This is a genomic window from Vibrio sp. 2134-1 (assembly GCF_033339495.1).
This window is the reverse complement of sequence record NZ_JAWOUS010000013.1, coordinates 1-21,298: the sequence shown is the minus strand read 5'-3', so window position 1 is coordinate 21,298 and position 21,298 is coordinate 1. Positions and strand designations below refer to the sequence as shown.

22 protein-coding genes are annotated in these 21,298 nt (G+C 43.7%); 11 read left to right on the top strand and 11 right to left on the bottom strand.

The genetic code is table 11. The features are described from left to right. The first annotated feature begins 9 nt into the window (after positions 1-9). Positions 10-288 carry a SelT/SelW/SelH family protein gene (locus R7R78_RS15015; RefSeq protein ID WP_005382088.1) on the top strand — a complete coding sequence of 93 codons (279 nt, stop codon included), beginning with the start codon at positions 10-12 and terminating at the stop codon, positions 286-288. Between the two features lie 39 nt (positions 289-327). Here the strand turns inward: R7R78_RS15015 and yfcE are convergent, their stop codons facing one another. From yfcE to R7R78_RS14985, 6 genes are all read right to left on the bottom strand, one after another. Next, positions 328-873: a phosphodiesterase gene (gene yfcE / locus R7R78_RS15010; protein ID WP_017634822.1), complete on the bottom strand. Its 546-nt coding sequence runs from the start codon at positions 871-873 to the stop codon at positions 328-330. A gap of 75 nt (positions 874-948) precedes the next feature. Continuing rightward, a complete protein-coding gene (locus tag R7R78_RS15005; protein WP_005382086.1) occupies positions 949-1,158 on the bottom strand; it encodes a hypothetical protein in 210 nt (69 codons plus the stop codon). A 149-nt stretch (positions 1,159-1,307) separates the two neighbouring features. Further along, the gene (locus tag R7R78_RS15000) at positions 1,308-1,715 is read right to left on the bottom strand and encodes a CBS domain-containing protein (protein WP_005382085.1); all 408 of its coding nucleotides are present in this window, start codon (positions 1,713-1,715) and stop codon (positions 1,308-1,310) included. After that, the gene (locus R7R78_RS14995; RefSeq protein WP_005382084.1) at positions 1,712-2,062 is read right to left on the bottom strand and encodes a P-II family nitrogen regulator; all 351 of its coding nucleotides are present in this window, start codon (positions 2,060-2,062) and stop codon (positions 1,712-1,714) included. Before R7R78_RS14995 ends, R7R78_RS15000 begins: the two co-directional genes overlap by 4 nt. Next, positions 2,052-2,843 (bottom strand): DUF1538 domain-containing protein, encoded by a 792-nt coding sequence (locus R7R78_RS14990; protein ID WP_005382078.1) that lies wholly within the window; start codon positions 2,841-2,843, stop codon positions 2,052-2,054. Before R7R78_RS14990 ends, R7R78_RS14995 begins: the two co-directional genes overlap by 11 nt. Next, on the bottom strand, positions 2,840-3,574 hold the full coding sequence (locus tag R7R78_RS14985) for a DUF1538 domain-containing protein (protein ID WP_017634823.1): 735 nt from the start codon (positions 3,572-3,574) through the stop codon (positions 2,840-2,842). Before R7R78_RS14985 ends, R7R78_RS14990 begins: the two co-directional genes overlap by 4 nt. Before the next feature lie 255 nt (positions 3,575-3,829). Here R7R78_RS14985 and R7R78_RS14980 point away from each other — a divergent pair, with 255 nt between their 5' ends. The 5 genes from R7R78_RS14980 to R7R78_RS14960 all read left to right on the top strand — a co-directional run bounded on the left by R7R78_RS14980 (position 3,830) and on the right by R7R78_RS14960 (position 8,485). Continuing rightward, positions 3,830-4,744 (top strand): TIGR01777 family oxidoreductase, encoded by a 915-nt coding sequence (locus R7R78_RS14980; protein ID WP_130546534.1) that lies wholly within the window; start codon positions 3,830-3,832, stop codon positions 4,742-4,744. Positions 4,745-4,788: 44 nt separating this feature from the next. Continuing rightward, on the top strand, positions 4,789-5,616 hold the full coding sequence (locus R7R78_RS14975) for an SDR family oxidoreductase (protein WP_213967005.1): 828 nt from the start codon (positions 4,789-4,791) through the stop codon (positions 5,614-5,616). A 472-nt stretch (positions 5,617-6,088) separates the two neighbouring features. Further along, positions 6,089-6,943 (top strand): co-chaperone YbbN, encoded by an 855-nt coding sequence (locus R7R78_RS14970; RefSeq protein ID WP_054578026.1) that lies wholly within the window; start codon positions 6,089-6,091, stop codon positions 6,941-6,943. Positions 6,944-7,102: 159 nt separating this feature from the next. Continuing rightward, positions 7,103-8,020 (top strand): SPFH domain-containing protein, encoded by a 918-nt coding sequence (locus R7R78_RS14965; RefSeq protein ID WP_005382060.1) that lies wholly within the window; start codon positions 7,103-7,105, stop codon positions 8,018-8,020. A 3-nt stretch (positions 8,021-8,023) separates the two neighbouring features. Further along, complete coding sequence (locus R7R78_RS14960) at positions 8,024-8,485, top strand: NfeD family protein (protein WP_225473923.1); 462 nt, start codon at positions 8,024-8,026, stop codon at positions 8,483-8,485. 840 nt (positions 8,486-9,325) lie between these two features. Here R7R78_RS14960 and R7R78_RS14955 read toward each other — a convergent pair. From R7R78_RS14955 to zipA, 3 genes are all read right to left on the bottom strand, one after another. After that, a complete protein-coding gene (locus R7R78_RS14955; RefSeq protein WP_005382055.1) occupies positions 9,326-10,735 on the bottom strand; it encodes a hypothetical protein in 1,410 nt (469 codons plus the stop codon). A gap of 510 nt (positions 10,736-11,245) precedes the next feature. Further along, positions 11,246-13,258, bottom strand: coding sequence for an NAD-dependent DNA ligase LigA (ligA, locus tag R7R78_RS14950; protein WP_017819968.1), 2,013 nt, complete (start codon positions 13,256-13,258; stop codon positions 11,246-11,248). Positions 13,259-13,348: 90 nt separating this feature from the next. After that, a complete protein-coding gene (gene zipA, locus R7R78_RS14945) occupies positions 13,349-14,305 on the bottom strand; it encodes a cell division protein ZipA (RefSeq protein ID WP_225473922.1) in 957 nt (318 codons plus the stop codon). Positions 14,306-14,556: 251 nt separating this feature from the next. Here zipA and cysZ point away from each other — a divergent pair, with 251 nt between their 5' ends. From cysZ to crr, 5 genes are all read left to right on the top strand, one after another. Next, complete coding sequence (cysZ, locus tag R7R78_RS14940) at positions 14,557-15,300, top strand: sulfate transporter CysZ (RefSeq protein ID WP_025767003.1); 744 nt, start codon at positions 14,557-14,559, stop codon at positions 15,298-15,300. A 164-nt stretch (positions 15,301-15,464) separates the two neighbouring features. Further along, a complete protein-coding gene (gene cysK, locus R7R78_RS14935) occupies positions 15,465-16,433 on the top strand; it encodes a cysteine synthase A (protein WP_005382045.1) in 969 nt (322 codons plus the stop codon). 300 nt (positions 16,434-16,733) lie between these two features. Then, complete coding sequence (locus tag R7R78_RS14930; RefSeq protein WP_005382043.1) at positions 16,734-16,991, top strand: HPr family phosphocarrier protein; 258 nt, start codon at positions 16,734-16,736, stop codon at positions 16,989-16,991. A 140-nt stretch (positions 16,992-17,131) separates the two neighbouring features. Continuing rightward, positions 17,132-18,856, top strand: a complete 1,725-nt coding sequence (gene ptsI / locus R7R78_RS14925) for a phosphoenolpyruvate-protein phosphotransferase PtsI (protein ID WP_005389298.1) — start codon at positions 17,132-17,134, stop codon at positions 18,854-18,856. Between the two features lie 121 nt (positions 18,857-18,977). Continuing rightward, positions 18,978-19,487: a PTS glucose transporter subunit IIA gene (crr, locus tag R7R78_RS14920; RefSeq protein ID WP_005382041.1), complete on the top strand. Its 510-nt coding sequence runs from the start codon at positions 18,978-18,980 to the stop codon at positions 19,485-19,487. A gap of 96 nt (positions 19,488-19,583) precedes the next feature. On the opposite strand, the gene R7R78_RS14915 is transcribed toward crr, so the two are convergent. Both R7R78_RS14915 and R7R78_RS14910 read right to left on the bottom strand, forming a co-directional pair. After that, entirely contained in the window at positions 19,584-20,708 is a 1,125-nt protein-coding gene (locus tag R7R78_RS14915) for a flagellin (protein ID WP_225473920.1), read from the bottom strand. A gap of 116 nt (positions 20,709-20,824) precedes the next feature. Further along, positions 20,825-21,298 (bottom strand): flagellin (locus tag R7R78_RS14910; RefSeq protein WP_225473918.1); only part of this gene is annotated, 474 nt, incomplete at its 5' end.

Genomic DNA, 21,298 nt, shown 5'->3' with positions numbered 1-21,298 from the left:
GAAAGTTTCATGGATAAAGCAATCATTGATATTTATTACTGCCGCCAGTGCAACTGGATGTTGCGTTCAACTTGGCTATCGCAAGAATTACTGCATACTTTTAGTGAAGAAATAGAAACAATCAGCTTACACCCAGACACAGGTGGTCGCTTCGAAATTTTCTGTAATGGCCAGCAAATTTGGGAACGGAAAAAAGACAGCGGCTTTCCTGAAGCCAAGGTGCTAAAACAGCGCGTTAGAGACATTATCGACCCAGAACGCGATTTAGGACATTCAGACACAAAATAGGGAGCAATTCGCTCCCTATTTTTTTACTTAGTAAAACCGTTAAATCATGGTTTGTGCTAATACTTCGCCTTCTGGCGTTTTTACCGTTAGCTTATTGTCTTCTAGAGTACCAAAGCTTCTCGGTAAGCCATTACGTGGGAATGTCATCGAGCCTGGGTTGAATATAATGGCTCCATCTTGCATCTCTGCGACGGGAACATGTGTATGACCGTGGGCGATGATATCACCTTCACGTAGTGGCGGCCGTTTTTCAGAGTTGTACAAGTGACCATGAGTCAAAAAGATTCTCTTGCCAGATTCAAGTAGCACCCATGAGTAATCCATCATCATTGGAAACTTCAATAGCATTTGGTCCACTTCACTATCACAGTTGCCACGTACAGAAATAATTTGATCACTGTATTGGTTCAATAAGTCTGCTACCTGTGGAGGGTTGTAGCCTTCCGGAATAGGGTTTCGCGGCCCATGGTTTAGCGTATCTCCTAGCAAAATCAGGTGGTGCGCACCAGAGGCCAGAAATAGCTCAATGGTTTCTTTAGTTGCTGGCAAAGAGCCATGCAGGTCTGAGGCAAAAAATAGTTTCACGACATTGTCTCCTCAAAAAGTATGAGGTCATTCTACGGCATTTTTTTAGCAGCTCAACCTACGACGGTTTGAATACTACTGATAGCGCAATGATTCAATGACCATAGGCAAAACATAGAACCATGCTGCATACGCTGTTCCAACCAACACCAGTATCCAAAACACCATCGACATAAACTTTGATTTGGCTAGATGGTGCAGCGGATCGGGCTCTCCGCATCCTGGACATGCATGAGCGCGTTTTGAGATTTGTTTCTCACACACTGGGCAAGAGACTAAAGGCATGATACAGATTCCTCGACATTAGGCTTAGGGCGCAAAGAATAATGGTGAATTAACACATATGCAACCTAACATATATTAAATATTTTAGTTCTTTGTAACAGTCGCTGACTTGAGAAAAAATTCGTTGATTTTTCATTTATATCAACCTATTACACTTCTTCTCGCACCATACCGTTGATGACAATATTGTTATAACTCACCATCCCAATGACCTCGCCACTTTCAATGACCGGCGCTCTGCTTATGCCAAATCGCTCAAACAAACGTGCACAATATTTTACGTTCATATCTGGTTCGACACACAAAGCGGGCTTGGTCATGATTTCATAAATATTTGTGCGCTGAGGAGAACGATTATTCGCCAGCACCTTTTTGGCGATATCATTCATCAACACGATGCCATATTCATCATTATCATCTCGCTTTTTCACCACCAGCGCTTTGACTTGGTATTTTTTCGCTAGCGTTATGCCTTCGTATACGGTCATCAGTCCATCAACCATTACATACGTTGCCGCCATAACATCTCGAACTCTAATTATCGTTTGATCACTCATAATTCATCCTCGACTACTTTGGTCAATGTCTCGACTTGATGCGCGACACCGACTGCATCTTCAATATCGATCTGAATAGCAATCCCCTGTCCCGACTCTCTGTCAAATTCACCAACCTCATTAATGGTCTCTAATATGTGTCGAGATAGATGTTCCTCGACCACAAACAGCAGCACATCTTTTTGCACTTCTAGCGTTAAACCAAAAAACGTTCGCTTTTGATTTAAACCTTGCCCGCGAGCATTGTTAATCACTGTTGCACCGGTCGCACCAGCATCGCGTGCAGCGTCCAACACCTTGTCTGTTTTGCTGTCTTCAACAAACGCAAGTATCAATTTAAAGCGCATTTTCTTCTTCCTCCGAGACGTTTTTATTCAGCCACTGGGTTATTTGCGCATAGCCCATCACAGAGATCATAGGAAATAGACTGGCAAACGCGATCAAGCCAAAGCCATCAATCATTGGGTTTCTTCCAGGGACGGTCGAAGCAAGCCCTAACCCTAATGCAGTTACAAGTGGGACAGTGACGGTAGAAGTTGTTACGCCTCCAGAATCGTAGGCGAGTGGAACAATAAGCTTAGGAGCGTAAAACGTTTGAATCACAACGACGATGTAACCCGCGATGATGTAATAATGAATGGGATCGCCCACGACAATCCGGTAACTCCCTAATGCAATACCAATTGCCACCCCAAACGCAACGGCTACGCGCAAGCCGTTAATACTGATACTGCCTCCAGAGACTTGGTTTGCTTTTATCGCTACAGCGATTAAAGAAGGCTCTGCAATCGTGGTACTAAAGCCTATAAAAAAGGCGAAGGTGTAAACCCAATAATAGTCGACCCACATTAAGGCTTTCCCTACCGATACTTTGAACTCTTGTAAAAACTCCGGCGCCGTTAATTGCACAGCCATCGTCTCCCCAAGTGGAAACAACGCCATTTCTAATCCAAGTAAAAAAAGAGCTAACCCGAAAATCACATAAACGAACCCAAGCAAAACTTTCTTAAGGTTGCTAACAGGACGCCTTAACACCGCTAACTGAAAACCAAAAATAATGCTGGCGATGGGAACGACGTCTCGAACGGTCGATAACAAAGTGTCTAGGAAATGATCAATTGAAATCATGTTACGACCATTCCGTAAACCATCACAAACATCATCGGTAACAGCGAGGCAAAAGCGATTAAACCAAAGCCATCCACCATAGGGTTACGCCCTTTAATAGAAGACGCTAAACCGACACCCAGTGCAGTGACCAAAGGTACTGTAATGGTGGACGTGGTTACACCTCCGGAATCGTAAGCAACGCCAATAATGGCTTCAGGTGCAAACCACGTCAGTATTACAACGCCGACGTAGCCGCCGATGATCATGTAATGAATTGGCCACCCTTTTAAGATGCGCAGAACGCCAATAACGATAGCGATCCCCACAGAAAGTGCCACCGTTACTCGTAGCCCTTGTCCATAATCCTGCATGGATTGCTCTGAGTTTGTGATCATCCCTCCTTCTGCCGCAACTTCTGATGCTTCTTCTGCTACGGCCGTTAATGCAGGCTCGGCGATCGTGGTGCCAAAGCCTAGACAAAACGCAAAAACTAACAACCAGAATACGCTGCCTTTTTTTGCAAAGGCTTGAGCCATACTCTCTCCGATAGGAAAAAGACCAAGTTCTAGGCCAAAGATAAAAAAGGTTAATCCTAAAACGACAAGCAACAAGCCAAAAAGAATGGAGACCAGGTTGGGCAGCGGCTCTTGCAAAACGACTAATTGAAAAAAAGTGATAACAATGATGATGGGTAATAAGTCACGAGCACTATTGAGGAGCGCTCGAAAAAGCGCAACAAATGCTTCCATGCCTATCCTCCTTGATTATGCAAACTGATTACGCTCGTTCCAATGAGCGATAACTTTTAGTCTGGCATAGATTTCACTCTTCTACCGTGAATGCACTAGCGCCATCTATAACATTTAGTTACATATTTTCTAATATGTGAAGTTAATAGCCTCTCTGTCAGCTTGTCACTATCCCAGAAATAATGGTGTTGAGATGATCAAGCTAAGCACAAAACGACTATAATGTTCTAATACGTGTACATTCAAAGAGATAACATGAAGATATTACTCACAGGTGGCACTGGGTTTATTGGCTCGGAGTTGCTCAAGCTGCTATCAACTCACCAGGTTATGCTACTTACACGCTCTCCAGAGCGAGCAAAACAACGCCTACAGCATGCTGATCTGGGTAATATCGAATACCTTGACTCGCTCGAGTCGTTCGCCGATCTCAATCACGTTGATGCCGTCATTAATCTTGCAGGTGAGCCTATTGCGGATAAAAGGTGGACCAGCGAGCAAAAAGAAAAAATCTGCAAAAGTCGTTGGAAAATTACCGAGCAAATTGTTGAGCTGATCCACGCAAGTACCGAACCTCCCTCTGTTTTTATTAGTGGCTCGGCAGTTGGCTACTATGGTGATCAACAAGACCATCCGTTTGATGAGTGCTTACATGTTAATAGCGACGGCTTTCCTCACGAGGTATGTGCAAAGTGGGAGCAAATAGCCAAGCGCGCAGAGTCGGAACAAACACGGGTTTGTCTACTGAGAACTGGCGTGGTACTCGGCCTTAATGGTGGTGCGTTGGCAAAAATGCTATTACCTTACAAGCTTGGCGTAGGCGGCCCACTTGGGAACGGTAATCAGTACATGCCTTGGATTCACATCCTAGATATGGTCCGCGCCATCATGTACTTGCTTGAAACACCACATGCCCACGGTGCATTCAATATGTGCGCCCCCCATCCTGTGACTAATCGTATATTCAGCGGCACACTAGCTAAAACGCTAAAACGTCCGCATATCTTGTTCACGCCTAAATGGGCGATGGAACTCCTAATGGGAGAATCTTCCTGCTTATTGTTTGATAGCATGAGAGCCAAACCCAAAAAACTCACCGAACTGGGCTTTAAATTTAGCTACTCCAGAATAGAGCCAGCACTCAAGCACTTGCTTCATGACCGGAGCTGATGAATGATGGCTCTAATCAAGGTTTCTGAGTCTTAAATTAAATTATGAAAAAGTCGATTCTTATTACGGGTTGTTCAACCGGCATCGGTTACGTGTGCGCTCACGCCCTACAAAACAAGGGATTTAATGTCATTGCATCTTGTAGGAAAGAACAAGATGTCCAGCGCCTAATTAATGAAGGGCTAACCTGCATCAATCTAGACCTAAATAGCCCAGAAAGCATTTCTTCGGGCGTGAAGCAAGCGCTAGAGTTAGCAGAAGGTAAGCTTTACGCAGTGTTCAATAATGGTGCCTATGGTCAGCCCGGAGCACTGGAAGACTTACCCACCGGGGCTCTTCAAGATCAATTTCAGACCAACTTTTTTGGTTGGCACCAGTTGGTCAGAGAAGTGCTTCCTCATATGCGCCAGCAAGGCGAAGGACGCATCATACAAAACAGCTCTGTTCTTGGTTTTGCCGCAATGAAATACCGTGGCGCCTATAATGCATCAAAATTTGCCTTAGAAGGCTGGACAGATACGCTCAGGCTAGAGCTTGCGGATACGAATATCAAAGTAGCATTGATAGAACCAGGACCGATCGAAACTCAATTTAGAAACAATGCATTACGAGCCTTTGAGAAGTGGGTTGATATTGAATCTAGCCCCCATCGTCATGCTTATGAAGGACAAAGAGAGCGACTCAACAACGACAAGTCTAATAATCGATTTGTTTTGCCTGCAGAGTCTTGCATCGCACCAGTTCTTCATGCATTAACTAGCGTTTCACCGAAAATTCGTTATCGAATTACTACACCGACTAAATTATTCGCAGTCTTGAAAAGACTATTACCAACCCGTGTACTTGATAAAATTTTGCGACAGGCTGCATAAAAAAGTTTTGTCGAAATGTAATTTCACCGTAACAATGTGATGTCATTATGAACATGTAGGTTAAAAAAACCTCAACCAAACGAATCAATTTCTACGCAATTCAGCGAGGATTCTTTCGCCCAAAGTGATTGAGTTGCTTAGATTTGGTATCGCCACCCATTACGTTTTGTAGCAATGTTTATACTACTGCGAGGCAACAATGACATTAAATCAGCTTAACTGGCTTAGTGTGGGTGTAGTGTTGACCATGTTCATCCTATTTTGATACCGCACTAACAAATAGCATTAGAATTGCGCTGCTTCGGCAGCGTTTTCTTTTTATCTAACACCTGAGCAGCAATAACCTCACTCTATTACCTCACGTTTTCTCAAAATAGAATGATTCATTATTGATGGTGAATGTCGCTTGAATTTCACCTAAATCAACTCCATATCTAATATCAACGACAAGACACAAGGCAAGGATACTCTGATGCAATCCCCATTTATCGTTGAGATAACAGAACAGAACTTTCGCGAAACGCTTGAAGGATCAATGAACACGCCCGTTTTGATCCACTTTTGGGCCAACGCTCAGCCAGAAAGCGCACAGATACTCCCTGAGTTGCAATCTCTTGCTCAACAGTACAACGGTGCATTTACGCTTGCTCTACTAAATTGTGAAGATCAGCCCGCTTTAGCGTCTCAATTTGGCGTGCAAGTATTGCCAACTATCGCGCTGTTTATAAATGGTCAAGCCGTCGATGGTCTGGGAGGCCCCCAGCCAATTGATGCCATTGCTACCATGCTACAAAAGCATTTGCCAAGCCCAGATGAACAACTATTAAAACAAGTCAGTGAACTTCTTCAGCAAGGTGAGCATGCTCAGGCTTTGAGCATCATCCACACTTTGCCGCCAGAGCTGCAAGAGCGTGGTGATGTGAAACTCGCGATGGCTGATTGTTTGCTAGAAACCAAACAATTTGATATTGCCCAAGAACTACTGAACGCTATCCCTCTCGAGTATCAAGATAACTACTACAAGAGCCTAATAGCCAAGCTCGAGCTGCATTTGCAGGCTGCAGATAGCCCTGAGTTACAGCGACTAGAACAAGCATACGCAGCAGACATGGCAAACTTCGAACTCGCTTGTGAATTGGCGGTACAATACAACCAAGTTGGTCGGGATGAAGAAGCGTTGGAACTGCTGTGGAATATTCTTAAAAAAGACTTGGGCGCCCAAGACGGTGAAGTGAAGAAGACTTTTATGGATATTCTCAGTGCGCTAGGTCAAGGTAACGCATTAGCAAGCAAATATCGTCGCCAGCTTTACTCAATTTTGTACTAAGCGCCGCATTCTTCTAGGAATAAGACAACAAAGGCCGGGATTTCCGGCCTTTGTCATATAAAAAACCAATAACCTCTCAAAGGTCTCAGAACTTCAATTGTCTATTGTCTATAAATAGGTAAAAATGGATCGAATATTATGCACTTAAGGGAATAACTCATGCCAATTGATTCACTGATCACCATCGGTATTTTCGTCGTTCTTGCTGTCGTTATCTTATCTTCAGCCATTAAAACGGTTCCGCAAGGAAACAACTGGACAGTTGAACGCTTCGGACGCTACACCCACACATTAAAGCCGGGTTTAAACTTAATCATTCCATTCGTTGATAAAGTTGGTCAAAAAGTAAATATGATGGAGCGCGTTCTCGATATTCCTGCGCAAGAGGTCATTTCAAAAGATAACGCTAACGTGGTTATTGACGCTGTCGGATTTGTTCAAGTGATCGATGCTGCCAAAGCGGCTTATGAAGTCAACGATTTAGAACACGCTATTAGAAACTTGACCCTTACCAACATTCGTACCGTTTTAGGTTCAATGGAACTGGACGAAATGCTGAGCCAACGCGACATGATCAACTCTAAGCTGTTGGCGATTGTTGACCAAGCAACAAACCCTTGGGGCGTAAAAGTCACACGAATTGAGATTAAAGATGTCCAGCCACCAGCCGATCTGACCGCTGCAATGAATGCGCAAATGAAAGCCGAGCGTAATAAGCGTGCGGAAATTCTTGAAGCAGAAGGGGTTCGCCAAGCTGAGATATTAAAGGCCGAAGGTCATAAACAATCAGAGATATTAAAAGCTGAAGGCGAAAAGCAGTCTGCTATTCTCCATGCAGAAGCACGTGAGCGTGCCGCGCAAGCAGAAGCAAAAGCGACTTACATGGTTTCCGAAGCCATTGCAAAAGGTGACATGCAAGCCGTCAATTACTTCATTGCACAGGGTTATACCGAAGCGATCAAGAGCATTGGTCAAGCCGAAAATGGTAAAATCATTATGCTTCCATTAGAAGCAACCGGACTAATGGGCTCGGTTGCAGGGATAGCAGAGATGTTTAAACAACAAGATAAAGAATAATTTATGGACTTTTTTAGTTTGTTGGAAGGTATCTCTTTCTGGCATTGGCTAGCGTTTGGCTTTGCTCTTTTAGCAGTTGAGCTACTTGGTACCGCTGGGTATTTTCTCTGGCTCGGGATGTCTGCACTTATCGTTGGAGCAATCATGACCGTTTTGCCAATGAACTGGCAATTGCAATGGCTTTGCTTTGCAAGCTTCAGCTTAATCACCACCTGGCTTTGGTGGCGACGACAATGGTCTAAAGACAAGCAAGAAGACCAAGAAAGAGATCTGAACCAAAAGTACAAGCAGTTAATTGGGCGTACTCTTATCCTTGAAGAAGACTTTTCCGTCGGACTCAATCGCATCAAGGTAGCCGATACCACATGGTCCGCACAATCGGATCAAGCACTTCCAGCCGGTACCCGCGTAAGAATCACTGATGTGGAAGGTATTATTTTAATCATTGAGCCTGATTCTAATTAATTTATGCCAAAGTAATGGGGCAAATCATGCTCCATTACTTTAATCTAAACAACTGCTTTCATTTCATTACCTTAATTAAAATCGAGAAAAAAATAAGTATTAGTAATATTATTAATACCCTACTTCACATTTCCTATTATTTAATTATTCAACACACGACAATCAATAAGATAGAAATATATCTAAGTAAATTATCGATCTAAATTTATTTTAAAAAATAAAACTTTATTGAATTATTTTTTGATCTTTTTATCCTCGGATACATACTTAACGCATAAGCATTTAAGTTGAGTGCTTTTTATTTGGTAAGTAAGAGGATGTACTATGAATAAGCTTCTCTTTTTAATGTTGTGCGGTATTTTTTCTTTTTCTTCCTTTGCCTACAACAACGGAAACGGCGGTACAACTAATTTGGGACCTATAGTCGAATGTAAGATGCCAAGTGGCGACGTCACGAATATTCCAAGTGAAATGTGTCGATTTAGAGGTGGGGAATGGGAATAGTAAAGAAGTAAGAGATTAGTTTGATATAAGAGCCCTCTTCAACCTTACCTTTCTGCGTAGTCACGGTTTATACAAGTACGTAGATATTTAAAGTTTATATTGAGGTGATGATTATGAGATTTTTATCTGGTCTATTAGTAATATCTTTTGCCATAATTCCGTTAACCACTCATGCTAATGGTGCATCCGGTGGTCGTACGTTAGGCCCAGAGATAAAGTGTGAGTTGCCAAACGGTAATGTACATATGTTGCCACCGTTATATTGCAAAATATACGACGGCCGAGAAGTGAAATAGAAAAGGAGCCTAGCGGCTCCTTTTATTATCTCATTAAGTATTAGTGGAAGCTGTAAGGGATAAGAACTTGTAGACGTAAGTCTGTTTCATCCGCATCGCCAGCACCTGCGTACTCATCACGTTCTAGGATTGTACCGTGTAAACGAATGGTAGAACCTTTAAGCGCGCCACTTTGTAGTGAGTAAGATACTGTTGCGTTAACTGCGTATTCGCTTTCGTAATCCCAGTCACCTGATGCTCCGCTTGCTGCAGAGTCAGCGCCAGTACCGTAACCAAAGCCTAGGTAGTAGTTCCAGCCGTTACCTTGGTTGTAAGATAGACGGTTGTACCATGCTAGCTCACCCGCTTTGTTCCAGTCAGATAGCGCGTCCCACCACTGAGACCAAGTACCATTGTTCATACCATATGTATGAATAGTACGAGGAACGAAGTCCGCACGGTTATCTGTGTCTGTGTAGCGCAACTCAGACATCCAAGCTAGCTTGCCGAAAGATTGGTTCAAAGACAGACCAGTGTGGAAACCTAGACCATCGTATTTCACATCGTCATCAACACCGTAGAAATCAAATGCTAGAGTTGTACGATCGCTCACTGTGTACTTCAAATACGCTTTGTAAGATGTGTTATCAGTCTCGTTGTGGTAGCTAGTCACTTGACCTGCACCCCAGTCAACACCATTTGCATATTGAACGCCAGTAGCTTGACCCAAACCAAGTTGCATAAACAGGCTGTCAGTTAGGTTACCATTTAGACCTAGAGAGTGTAGGTAGCTCCATGACGTGTCAGACCAAAGCGCTGGTGCGTAATCATCTTCGTGAAGCAGCCAAGGTGCTGTAAATTGGTCTGCGCCAAAGTAGCTTAGGTTGAAATCACCAAGTTTAGCGTTCAGTTCGAAACCACGGTAAGTACCAGGTACAAAGCTCCAAACGTTACCGATTGTACCGTTACCACCAGCCTGTAACATACCGAAACGAGCATTAAAGTTTTCGTTTGCTTTGAATTTCAGCGCTGCTTTGTAAACTTTAAGCTGCTGACCATCACCTGCACCCCAGTCTAGGTTGTTACAAGTTGAGATTTCGTTACATAGGTAGCCTTCGTTTGAATTGTAAAGACTATCGTTGTAAAGATCGCCAGAGTAGTAAGCCGCAACATCTGCGCCCACCCAACCATCGTGGTAGCCAGAAGTGAAGTCTAAAATTGCGTTGTAAGAAGAGTAGTTTAGACGACTCCAACGGTCACCATTTTCACCGCCGGGCTTACCTGTTGTACGAGTTCGTGAACGAGTATCAACTATGAATAATGCATTCAGACTTGAGTCTTGCATAAATTCGTTCACTTTCTCTACGTACTCGCCACCTGCTGCACTTTCAGTAGACGCTGTAGCTGGAGCGACAGCAACAACACCAAACATTGCTGCGGTTAACGCTGAAACCTTAAAAAATTTGTCCATGGAAAAACTCCTAAAAATGGATATAGCTGTATTTTTCTATCTCACCTTTAGTTGGCCGCCGAAGGAGAGAAGTAAATTCCTGATCAAACCTCATTATTTCTAATTTGGCTTTTTTTAGTTCCTGCATACACACCGTGTATCCACGTGATTAAGACTAACTTCGCAGCTAAAAACATCCAAATGGAACTTATTTTTTTTCTAAAAAAATATGAGCCACTCCAAAGTTCCATATAACTTATTGATCCAGATCTTATTTTTAACAACACCAACACAACGCAATAAAATATCATTTAAAATCAAATATTTAGATTTAAATTAAAAGTATCAACTTGAAGTCACTCGCAGACTAAAAAAGCCAAAAAAACCAATAACCCAAGGTTCGATCTTGATCACTGAAAAGAACAAAGGCATCAATTACTCAATAAAAAAACACTTAATTATGAACAAGAAAAAGCCCCGCATGCTTACCATACGGGGCTTTTAGTTATTTTTTAGCTTTTTTGAGAAGACTTAATTCATCAGTTCGAGTAAGTCTTGTTCTGTTTTAATTTCGATACCCAGTTCTTGTGCCTTTGCGAGCTTCGAACCTGCATTTTCACCAGCAAACAAAATATCGGTTTTCTTAGAAACACTACCCGTCACTTTAGCCCCCAGTGCTTGGAGGGCTTCTTTGGCTTCTGTACGCCCCAGTTGAGAAAGTGTTCCCGTTAATACTACTGTTTTACCTTCTAATGGTAATTCCCCCACCTGCTCAGTAGTATTAATCTCTGGCCAATGAATTCCTTGTTCAAGCAAATCTTTAACCACCGCTTGGTTCTGTTCTTCACTAAAGAAAGTCGTAATATGTTGAGCAACCACAGCACCGATGTCTTGCACTTCAATCAACTGCTCTTCGGTAGCATTTTGGATCGCTCCCAACGTTTTAAAGTGCATTGCTAAGTTTGCTGCGGTTGCCTCGCCAACTTCACGGATCCCCAGTGAATACAAAAACCGAGGTAAAGTTGTTTCTTTGGATTTTTCTAACGCATTCACAATATTCTGCGCAGACTTTGGCCCCATGCGATCTAGTACGGTTAAAATCCCCGCTGATAACTTAAATAAGTCAGCAGGAGTTTTCACCATCTCACGATCAACAAGCTGCTCGATCACTTTATCGCCTAAACCGTCAACGTCTAACGCTTTACGAGAAACAAAGTGTTTTAGCGCTTGTTTGCGTTGGGCTTGGCAAACTAAGCCCCCCATACAACGTGTTACCGCTTCTCCTTCGATCCGCTCAACATGCGAACCACAAACAGGACACTGAGTTGGGAAAACAATATCTCGAGCTGTTTCTGGTCGACGCTCTTTGATGACAGATACGACTTGCGGAATAACATCGCCAGCACGGCGGATCACAACGTGATCACCAATCTTGACCTGCAGACGTTCTATCTCATCTGCGTTATGAAGCGTCGCATTACTTACCGTTACCCCGCCAACAAATACAGGCTCTAGTTTAGCAACAGGTGTAATCGCACCAGTGCGACCGACTTGGAACTCCACTTCATTCAGTGTCGTCATTTCTTCCTGTGCTGGGAATTTGTAGGCAATCGCCCAACGTGGAGCGCGAGCAACAAACCCCAGACGCTCTTGCACGGCAATATCGTCAATTTTAATAACGACACCATCGATCTCATAAGGGAGGGCATCACGACGCTGCAATATATCTTGGTAGTAAGCTTTTACATCCGCCAAGCTTTCAACTCGCTTAGTTTCCGGGCACATTGGCAGTCCCCAAGATTTGATTTGCAAAAAGCGTTCGTAATGACTTGCTGCCAATTCTGCGCCTTGCACCACGCCTACACTGTATGCATAGAAGCTAAGCGGACGAGAAGCCGTAATACGTGAATCCAATTGTCGTAAGCTACCTGCCGCAGCGTTACGTGGATTAACAAAGATTTTCTCGCCTTTCTTCCTTGCTAATTCATTGAGCTTTTCAAACCCAGCTTTCGGCATAAAGACTTCACCACGAACTTCAAGACGATTTGGCCAGTCATTACCCCTGAGTTTTAAAGGAATGGCTTTAATCGTACGCACATTCTCTGTGATGTTTTCACCCGTAGTACCATCGCCTCGAGTGGCCGCCTGAACTAACACGCCATTCTCATATAACAAACTTACGGCGAGTCCATCCAATTTAGGCTCACAACAGTATTCTTTCACACTCTGGCTGCCCACGCGCTCTTGTGCGCGCTTGTGGAAACTATCAAGTTCACTATCATCAAACGCGTTATCAAGCGAAAGCATCGGTACTTCATGTGTCACTTGGCTAAACGCAGAAAGAGGTTGTCCACCGACACGTTGGCTTGGCGAGTCTACGGTTATTAAGTCAGGGTTCTCAGCTTCAATATCCAGTAACTCTCGCATTAAACGGTCGTACTCGGCATCAGGGATCTCTGGGTTATCTTCCACGTAGTAACGCACAGCGTGGTAATGCAACGACTCTTTTAGTTCTTCTAGTCGCTGAAGTACTGATTCAGACATAGTAAAGCCCCGTGTATTTTCAATCGGTGAGGTTGGGAAATCCAAGAAAAAGGGCTCCATCCGGAGCCCTATTATTATTTGCTGTTAAGATTATGCGTTAGCGGCAGTAAACTCAACTATTTGACGTCGATAAGATGCTAAACGATCTGGCGTCATTAAGTTGCGCTGGTCATCAAGTACGTTACCACCTAAGTCATCAGCAATTTGCTGCGCAGTTCGAAGCATTAAGTTGAAGTTCTGTTCAGCCTCGCCATAACAAGGCAATGTCATGAAGAATGAAATACCCTTCGTTGTAAACTCAGCAGGATCAGCATGCTCAAACGTACCAGGGTGCATCATATTAGCGACGCTAAACAGCACTTTGCCGTTACCGGACAAGTCGACATGACGGTGGAAAATATCCATCTCGCCATAAATTAAGCCGTTTTGTTGCATACTCTCAAATAAAGCAGTACCAACAAATGGCTCTTCACCCGCACAGTGCACATTCAATACAATCACTTGCATTTCAGGTTCTGGCTTTGGCTCTTCTTTAGGCTCCGCAACAACAGGATCACTAGTAATTTCTACTTGCTGTTCTTTCTCCGTAATATCAAACGCGGCGGGAATAGCGTCTTCTTCCACAGCGGGCTGGAATGGCTCTTCAGCTACTGGTGCTTGAACAACAGGCTCAACGTCCTCTTCTTTATCTTTTTCTGCAACAAATGAAGGGATGTCATCCGGCTCCTGCTGCGTCTGTTTGACTTCAGATAGACCACCGAATAACGGGTCAGATTCAAACTTGTTGTCGAAAGAATTCGCCATCCCAAAATCTGGCTCTTTGCGATCTTTGCGAATGATCTCAAAGTCATCTTCAGGAGCGGGAGCGAAGTCTCGTTCTTTCTCAACAAGATCATTTTTGTCTTCTTGGTCAACATCCAGCTTACCAAGTGGCTTGTTACCAAACTTTGCTTTGCCTTCTTTTTTACTGCTCCATAAACCATGAAACAGTAATGCCGCGATGGCTAATGCGCCAACAACAATGAGTACGAATCGCAATTCCTGCATTATTTACTCTCAATATACTTGTTTTTACTACTCGCAGTTCCTTGAGCAGCAACCCAAGTGCAATAAATCTGAATGATACGTTTACTTTACCAAAACTATATGTAGATTTAGAACAACTTAATGCAAGAAGTTCCGTTTTTTGTTGTGATTCTTGCCACGATTCCACTTAACAAGACGTCATTTGTCAGGGCATTGAAAGAAAAGTCCTCACAGGTACAATGAGTTTTCATTTACACGAAGCCAAAATAGACATGAAGAAAAACAATCAGCAGAGAACCGGGTTCGGTTATTTTCTATACGGGATACAATTGGCACTAGCCCCTAAAATCAGGCGCTTTGTCATCTTACCTCTACTTGCAAATATCTTGCTTGTAGGTGGTGCCATCTTCTATCTATTTTCAAACCTTAATATATGGATAGAAGGCTGGATTGGGCAGCTGCCTGAGTTTTTATCCTGGTTAACTTACATTCTGTGGCCTTTACTCGCTCTGACGATACTCGCTACCTTCTCCTATTTTTTCAGCACGCTCGCGAACTTTATCGCCGCGCCATTCAATGGCCTCTTGGCTGAAAAAGTGGAAGAGTACTTAACGGGACAAAAAGTAAATGATGATGGTTTCACTGCCGTCCTGAAAGATGTTCCTCGCGTTTTAGCTCGTGAGTGGAGAAAGCTCCTTTACATATTACCTAAAGCAATAGGCCTATTCCTATTATTGCTCATCCCTGCCCTTGGACAAACAGTAGGCCCATTTTTATGGTTTATCTTTACCGCCTGGATGCTCGCGATTCAATATTGTGACTACCCGTTTGATAACCATAAAATCCCATTTAACGACATGCGTTACAAATTGAAACAAAAGCAAGGTAAGGCCTATGGCTTTGGGGTATTGGTGTCTGTGTTTACGACGATCCCAATTTTGAACCTCATTGTCATGCCTGTAGCAATATGTGGTGCAACCGCTATGTGGGTCGCGGAGTTTAAGCACCAACGATAGTCGATTAGAGATGAAGGAAAGGGATCAGCGCCAGCTTTTCCCTTTTCTTTTATCAAGTTCTGGGCCAACCTAATAAGATATAACTTTTTAATCCTTTTCCCTTTTTTTCATACCGCATATTCTTCTATCCATATTCACACAACGTGTAATGAAGGAACATCACTATGAGCAAAATCTACGAAGATAACTCTCTTACTATTGGTAATACACCTCTCGTTCGTCTAAACAAAGTAAGTAAAGGCAAAGTTCTCGCAAAAATTGAAGCGCGTAACCCTAGCTTCAGTGTTAAGTGCCGTATCGGTGCAAACATGATCTGGGAAGCAGAGAAAGCGGGCCTTCTTAAGCCAGGTGTAGAGCTTGTAGAACCTACCAGTGGTAACACTGGTGTTGCTCTAGCATTCGTAGCGGCTGCTCGCGGTTACAAGCTAACATTGACCATGCCTGAATCAATGAGCCTAGAACGCCGTAAGCTACTAAAAGCACTAGGCGCGAACCTTGAGCTGACTGAAGCGGCGAAAGGCATGAAAGGGGCGATTGCTAAAGCAGAAGAAATCGTAGCAAGCAACCCTGAGAAGTACCTACTTCTTCAACAATTTGACAACCCAGCGAACCCAGAAATCCACGAAAAGACTACGGGCCCTGAGATTTGGGAAGCGACAGACGGTGAAATCGACGTATTCGTTGCTGGTGTTGGTACGGGCGGTACTATTACAGGTACTAGCCGTTACATCAAAGGTGAAAAAGGCAAAGCCATCACTTCTGTTGCAGTTGAGCCAGCAGAGTCTCCGGTTATTGCACAAGCACTTGCTGGCGAAGAAATCCAACCTGCCCCACACAAAATTCAAGGTATCGGTGCTGGTTTCATCCCTGGTAACCTCGATTTAGACATTATTGACCGTGTTGAGCAAGTTACCTCAGAAGAAGCGATTGAGATGGCTCGTCGCCTAATGGAAGAGGAAGGTATCCTAGCTGGTATCTCATCTGGCGCAGCGGTTGTTGCAGCGAACCGACTTGCAGAACTACCTGAATTTGAAGGAAAAACAATTGTAACTGTCTTGCCAAGTTCCGGTGAGCGTTACCTAAGTACAGCACTCTTTGCAGGTATCTTTACCGAAAAAGAGAACCAACAATAATATGTGTTCAAATCAATTTTTAGTTTAAAAAAGCCCCGTTTAGGGGCTTTTTTGTTGATCCCTGCCCTACCTTTGGTAATATCAGGGTGTTTTATTTCTAGCTTCAAAATAAAGAAGCAGAACACAAAAAGGTTTCAAAGTGATTACGCACGCAAACAGTTGCGTAGTTACCAAACTTTTGACTAGTATCAGAACTGACGCGCTTTGAACTCTTCCCGTGCTAGCGCACAAGATGTAAAGCAGTTAAGCTAAAATCTGGTCACAAACTAACAAAAAAATACATTTATTGGGGTATATCACATGTACGAGAAGCAAGTAGAAATCACAGCAGAAAACGGCCTTCACACTCGTCCAGCTGCACAGTTTGTTAAAGAAGCAAAAGCATTCGACGCAGACATCACTGTGACTTCTAACGGTAAAAGCGCTAGCGCTAAGAGCCTGTTCAAACTACAAACACTAGGCCTAGTAAAAGGTACTCAAGTTACTATTTCTGCTGAAGGCCCACAAGCTCAGCAAGCAGTTGACCACCTAGTTGCTCTAATGGACCAACTACACTAATCCGGTCTCCTACTCCAGAAGCCATTTTGTGAAAGCAAAATGGCTTCGTTGGAAATAGGCTCAAAACTAAGCTAAAACTATTCGTTAGCGCACCCATTATTCTCCCGTTTTATAAAGTTGACCAAACTTAAGGTAAGGCTATGATTTCAGGCATCCTAGCATCTCCTGGTATTGCAATCGGTAAAGCACTACTACTTCAAGAAGATGAAATTGTCCTAAACACAAACACTATTTCTGACGATCAAGTAGAAGCTGAAGTTCAGCGTTTCTTTGACGCTCGTAACAAATCTGCAGCTCAGCTAGAAACTATCAAGCAAAAAGCGCTTGAAACGTTTGGCGAAGAAAAAGAAGCGATCTTTGAAGGTCACATCATGCTTCTTGAAGACGAAGAGCTAGAAGAGGAAATCCTAGCACTTATCAAAAACGACAAGATGACTGCTGATCACGCTATCCACTCAGTGATCGAAGAGCAAGCATGTGCTCTTGAGTCTCTAGACGACGAATACTTAAAAGAGCGTGCAACTGACATCCGCGATATCGGTTCTCGTTTTGTTAAGAACGCACTAGGCATCAACATTGTTTCGCTTAGCGATATCAACGAAGAAGTAATTCTTGTTGCTTACGACCTAACGCCATCTGAAACTGCACAAATTAACCTAGACTACGTGCTTGGTTTTGCTTGTGACATTGGTGGTCGTACATCTCACACTTCAATCATGGCTCGCTCACTTGAGCTTCCAGCTATCGTTGGTACTAACGACATCACGAAGAAAGTTAAGAATGGCGACATGCTGATTCTTGACGCAATGAACAACAAGATTGTTGTTAACCCATCAGAAGCTGAGCTAGAAGAAGCGAAAGCGGTTAAAGCAGCATTCCTAGCTGAAAAAGAAGAGCTAGCGAAACTGAAAGACCTACACGCAGAAACGACTGACGGTCACCGTGTAGAAGTTTGCGGTAACATCGGTACAGTGAAAGACTGTGACGGTATCCTTCGTAACGGCGGTGAAGGTGTTGGTCTGTACCGTACTGAATTCCTATTTATGGACCGTACTGCGCTACCAACTGAAGAAGAACAGTACCAAGCGTACAAAGAAGTTGCGGAAGCAATGAACGGTCAAGCTGTGATCATCCGTACTATGGATATCGGCGGCGATAAAGATCTCCCATACATGGATCTTCCAAAAGAGATGAACCCATTCCTAGGCTGGCGCGCTGTACGTATCAGTCTAGATCGTCGTGAAATCCTTCGTGATCAGCTACGTGGCATTCTACGTGCTTCTGCACACGGCAAACTGCGTATCATGTTCCCAATGATCATCTCTGTCGAAGAAATCCGTGAGCTTAAGAAAGCGATCGAAGAGTACAAAGAAGAGCTACGCGCTGAAGGCCACGCGTTCGACGAAAACATCGAAATCGGTGTTATGGTTGAAACTCCTGCTGCTGCTGCGATCGCACACCACTTAGCGAAGGAAGTATCTTTCTTCTCTATCGGTACAAACGACCTAACTCAGTACACACTAGCGGTTGACCGTGGTAACGAGATGATTTCTCACCTATACAACCCACTATCACCTGCTGTACTTACTGTGATCAAGCAAGTTATCGACGCTTCTCACGCAGAAGGTAAATGGACTGGTATGTGTGGTGAACTTGCAGGTGACGAGCGTGCAACACTTCTACTTCTAGGTATGGGTCTGGACGAGTTCTCAATGAGCGGCATTTCAATCCCTAAAGTGAAGAAAGTAGTTCGTAACTCTAACTTCGCAGAAGTGAAAGCAATGGCTGAAGAAGCCCTTTCTCTACCGACAGCAGAAGAAATCGAAGCCGTGGTAGAAAAGTTTATTGCTGAGAAAGCTCAGTAATCGGTAGTACCAAGTAATTCAATACTTAATGGCCATTAGACGGCGAAAAAAGTCGTCTAATGAGCTATATTGGTATACTATAATTCGACAGAATAAAACCAAACCTTAGGAGCATGACACAATGGGTCTGTTTGACAAACTTAAGAAGCTTGTATCTGATGACAGCGCTGACGCTGGTGCTATCGAAATCATCGCGCCACTTTCTGGTGAGATTGTAAACATCGAAGACGTGCCAGATGTTGTTTTCGCTGAGAAAATCGTTGGTGACGGTATTGCTATCAAGCCAGCAGGCAACAAAATGGTAGCTCCTGTAAACGGTACTATCGGTAAGATCTTCGAAACTAACCACGCGTTCTCTATCGAGTCTGACGACGGTGTTGAGCTTTTCGTTCACTTCGGTATCGACACAGTTGAACTAAAAGGCGAAGGCTTCACGCGTATCGCTGAAGAAGGTCAAACTGTTAAAGCTGGCGACACTGTAATTGAATTCGATCTAGCTCTTCTAGAAGAGAAAGCGAAGTCAACGCTAACTCCAGTTGTTATCTCTAACATGGACGAAATCAAAGAGCTAAACAAGCTTTCTGGTTCTGTAACTGTTGGTGAAACTCCAGTTCTACGTGTAACTAAGTAATTTTTACTTAATCGAACACGAAAAAACGCTGCCATTGGCAGCGTTTTTTATTACCTGAAATTTTGTTTCTGATCGACTTACATCAATGAAATCCGCTCAGCTAAGTAATCCAAGTGCCGAACTCGGCCTTTGCTTTGCCTGAGCCAATAATGCTGTTGTCGCATCTTGGAGCACTTGAGAACGCACCATTTCCGTAGATTCTCTTGCGAAGTCTGTATCTCTTATTCGACTCTTGGACTCTGTAACACTCCGATTCACAGTATTTAAGTTATCCATCGAGCCGTTTACACGGTTCTGAAAGCTGCCAATTTCACTTCGGTGCGAATCAACGTACTTAATTGCTGCATCAATCACCCCAATTGAAAGCTGCGCCTTACCTGCCGTCGACATATCGATGTCATCCATTGTGACTAATTGACCAGCGCTCACATCAAGCTCATCCGCTAAACTCCCTTCGAGAACCACACCCTCTGGCGCCTTCATCGTAGAAGCGAAGAATTGCAGTTCATTGTTTTCCGTTACTGAAGCATCCACTATCGATTGTTGAGCATTGATGTAAGTGGCGACCTGTTCTATACGGTCACCCAATTTGAGTCCAATGGATTCCGTTTGGGTTTGCCCTTTACTGTCTTGGTATTCGACTTTTAGGGTTTGGTTATCTTTAGTGACTCGCCAATCTTTATCGACCGCATCACCAACATAATGCAGCCCTCCCATCTCTGGGATATGGCTACGCATGTTACGTAACGTCAAAGAGATTGAATTAGCGTTCGCGCCAATATGGAAACTTTGTGAACCGTAAGATCCATCAAACAGGTTTTTATCCGCAAATGTTGTCGTGATCGCGACACGATCAAGCTCATCTTGCAGCGCTACGACCTCATATTGAATACTTTGCCGATCACTTGAGTCATAACTGCCGTTTGCTGCTTGAAGCCCCAGAGAGCGTAAGCGTTGCAATATGTCACTGCTTTCGTGCAATGCTCCCTCCGCTGTTTGAGCAACAGAAAAAGCGTCGTGCGCATTTCTTAAGGCGACATCAAGCCCTCTCGTTTGTACATGGAGAGTATTCGATATCTGTAAACCTGCCGCATCATCGCTCGCCGAGTTGATTCGAAACCCCGAAGTTAGGTTGCGTTGTGACTCAACATTTTGCGCAGCTGCTTGACTCAGGTGTCTCTGCGCCACCATCGCAGAAACATTGGAATTTAAAGAGATCATCTAATCGATATGAATGCCTTATCGAACATAATGTCAGGACACATCTGAATCGTTATAGCCAATAAGCAAAAAGCCAGGGATAAGCCTGGCTTTGGTTTCTTGCTTTGTTAAATTGATTAACCTAGCAGACTTAGCGCTGAGTTAGGCGCTTGTTTCGCTTGCGCAAGGATTGAGCTTGACGCTTGCGATAGAATTTGTGATTTGGTCATTGCCGTCGTTTCTTTCGCGAAATCTGTATCTTTGATACGGCTCTTCGACGCATTCACGTTCTCGTTAATGTTGTCCAAGTTGCTGATTGCGTGGTTGAAACGGTTCTGGAAAGCACCTAGCTCTGCGCGGTGGCTGTCTACATATTTCAGTGCCGCATCGATGATGGCAACAGATTCTTGTGCGCCACCAACTGAGGTTACGTCAATAGTATCTACCGTCACCTTTTTGCCTTCGCCCAAGCCTAGTTCGCCAGATAGGCCGCCTGAAAACTCGACTTCGCCTTCGACTTTGTTGTTGCCAGCAAAGATTTGCAGTTTACCGTCTTGGTCTACTGAGGCTTTCACTAGGTCAGTTTGACCGTTAATGTAAGTCGCAAGCTC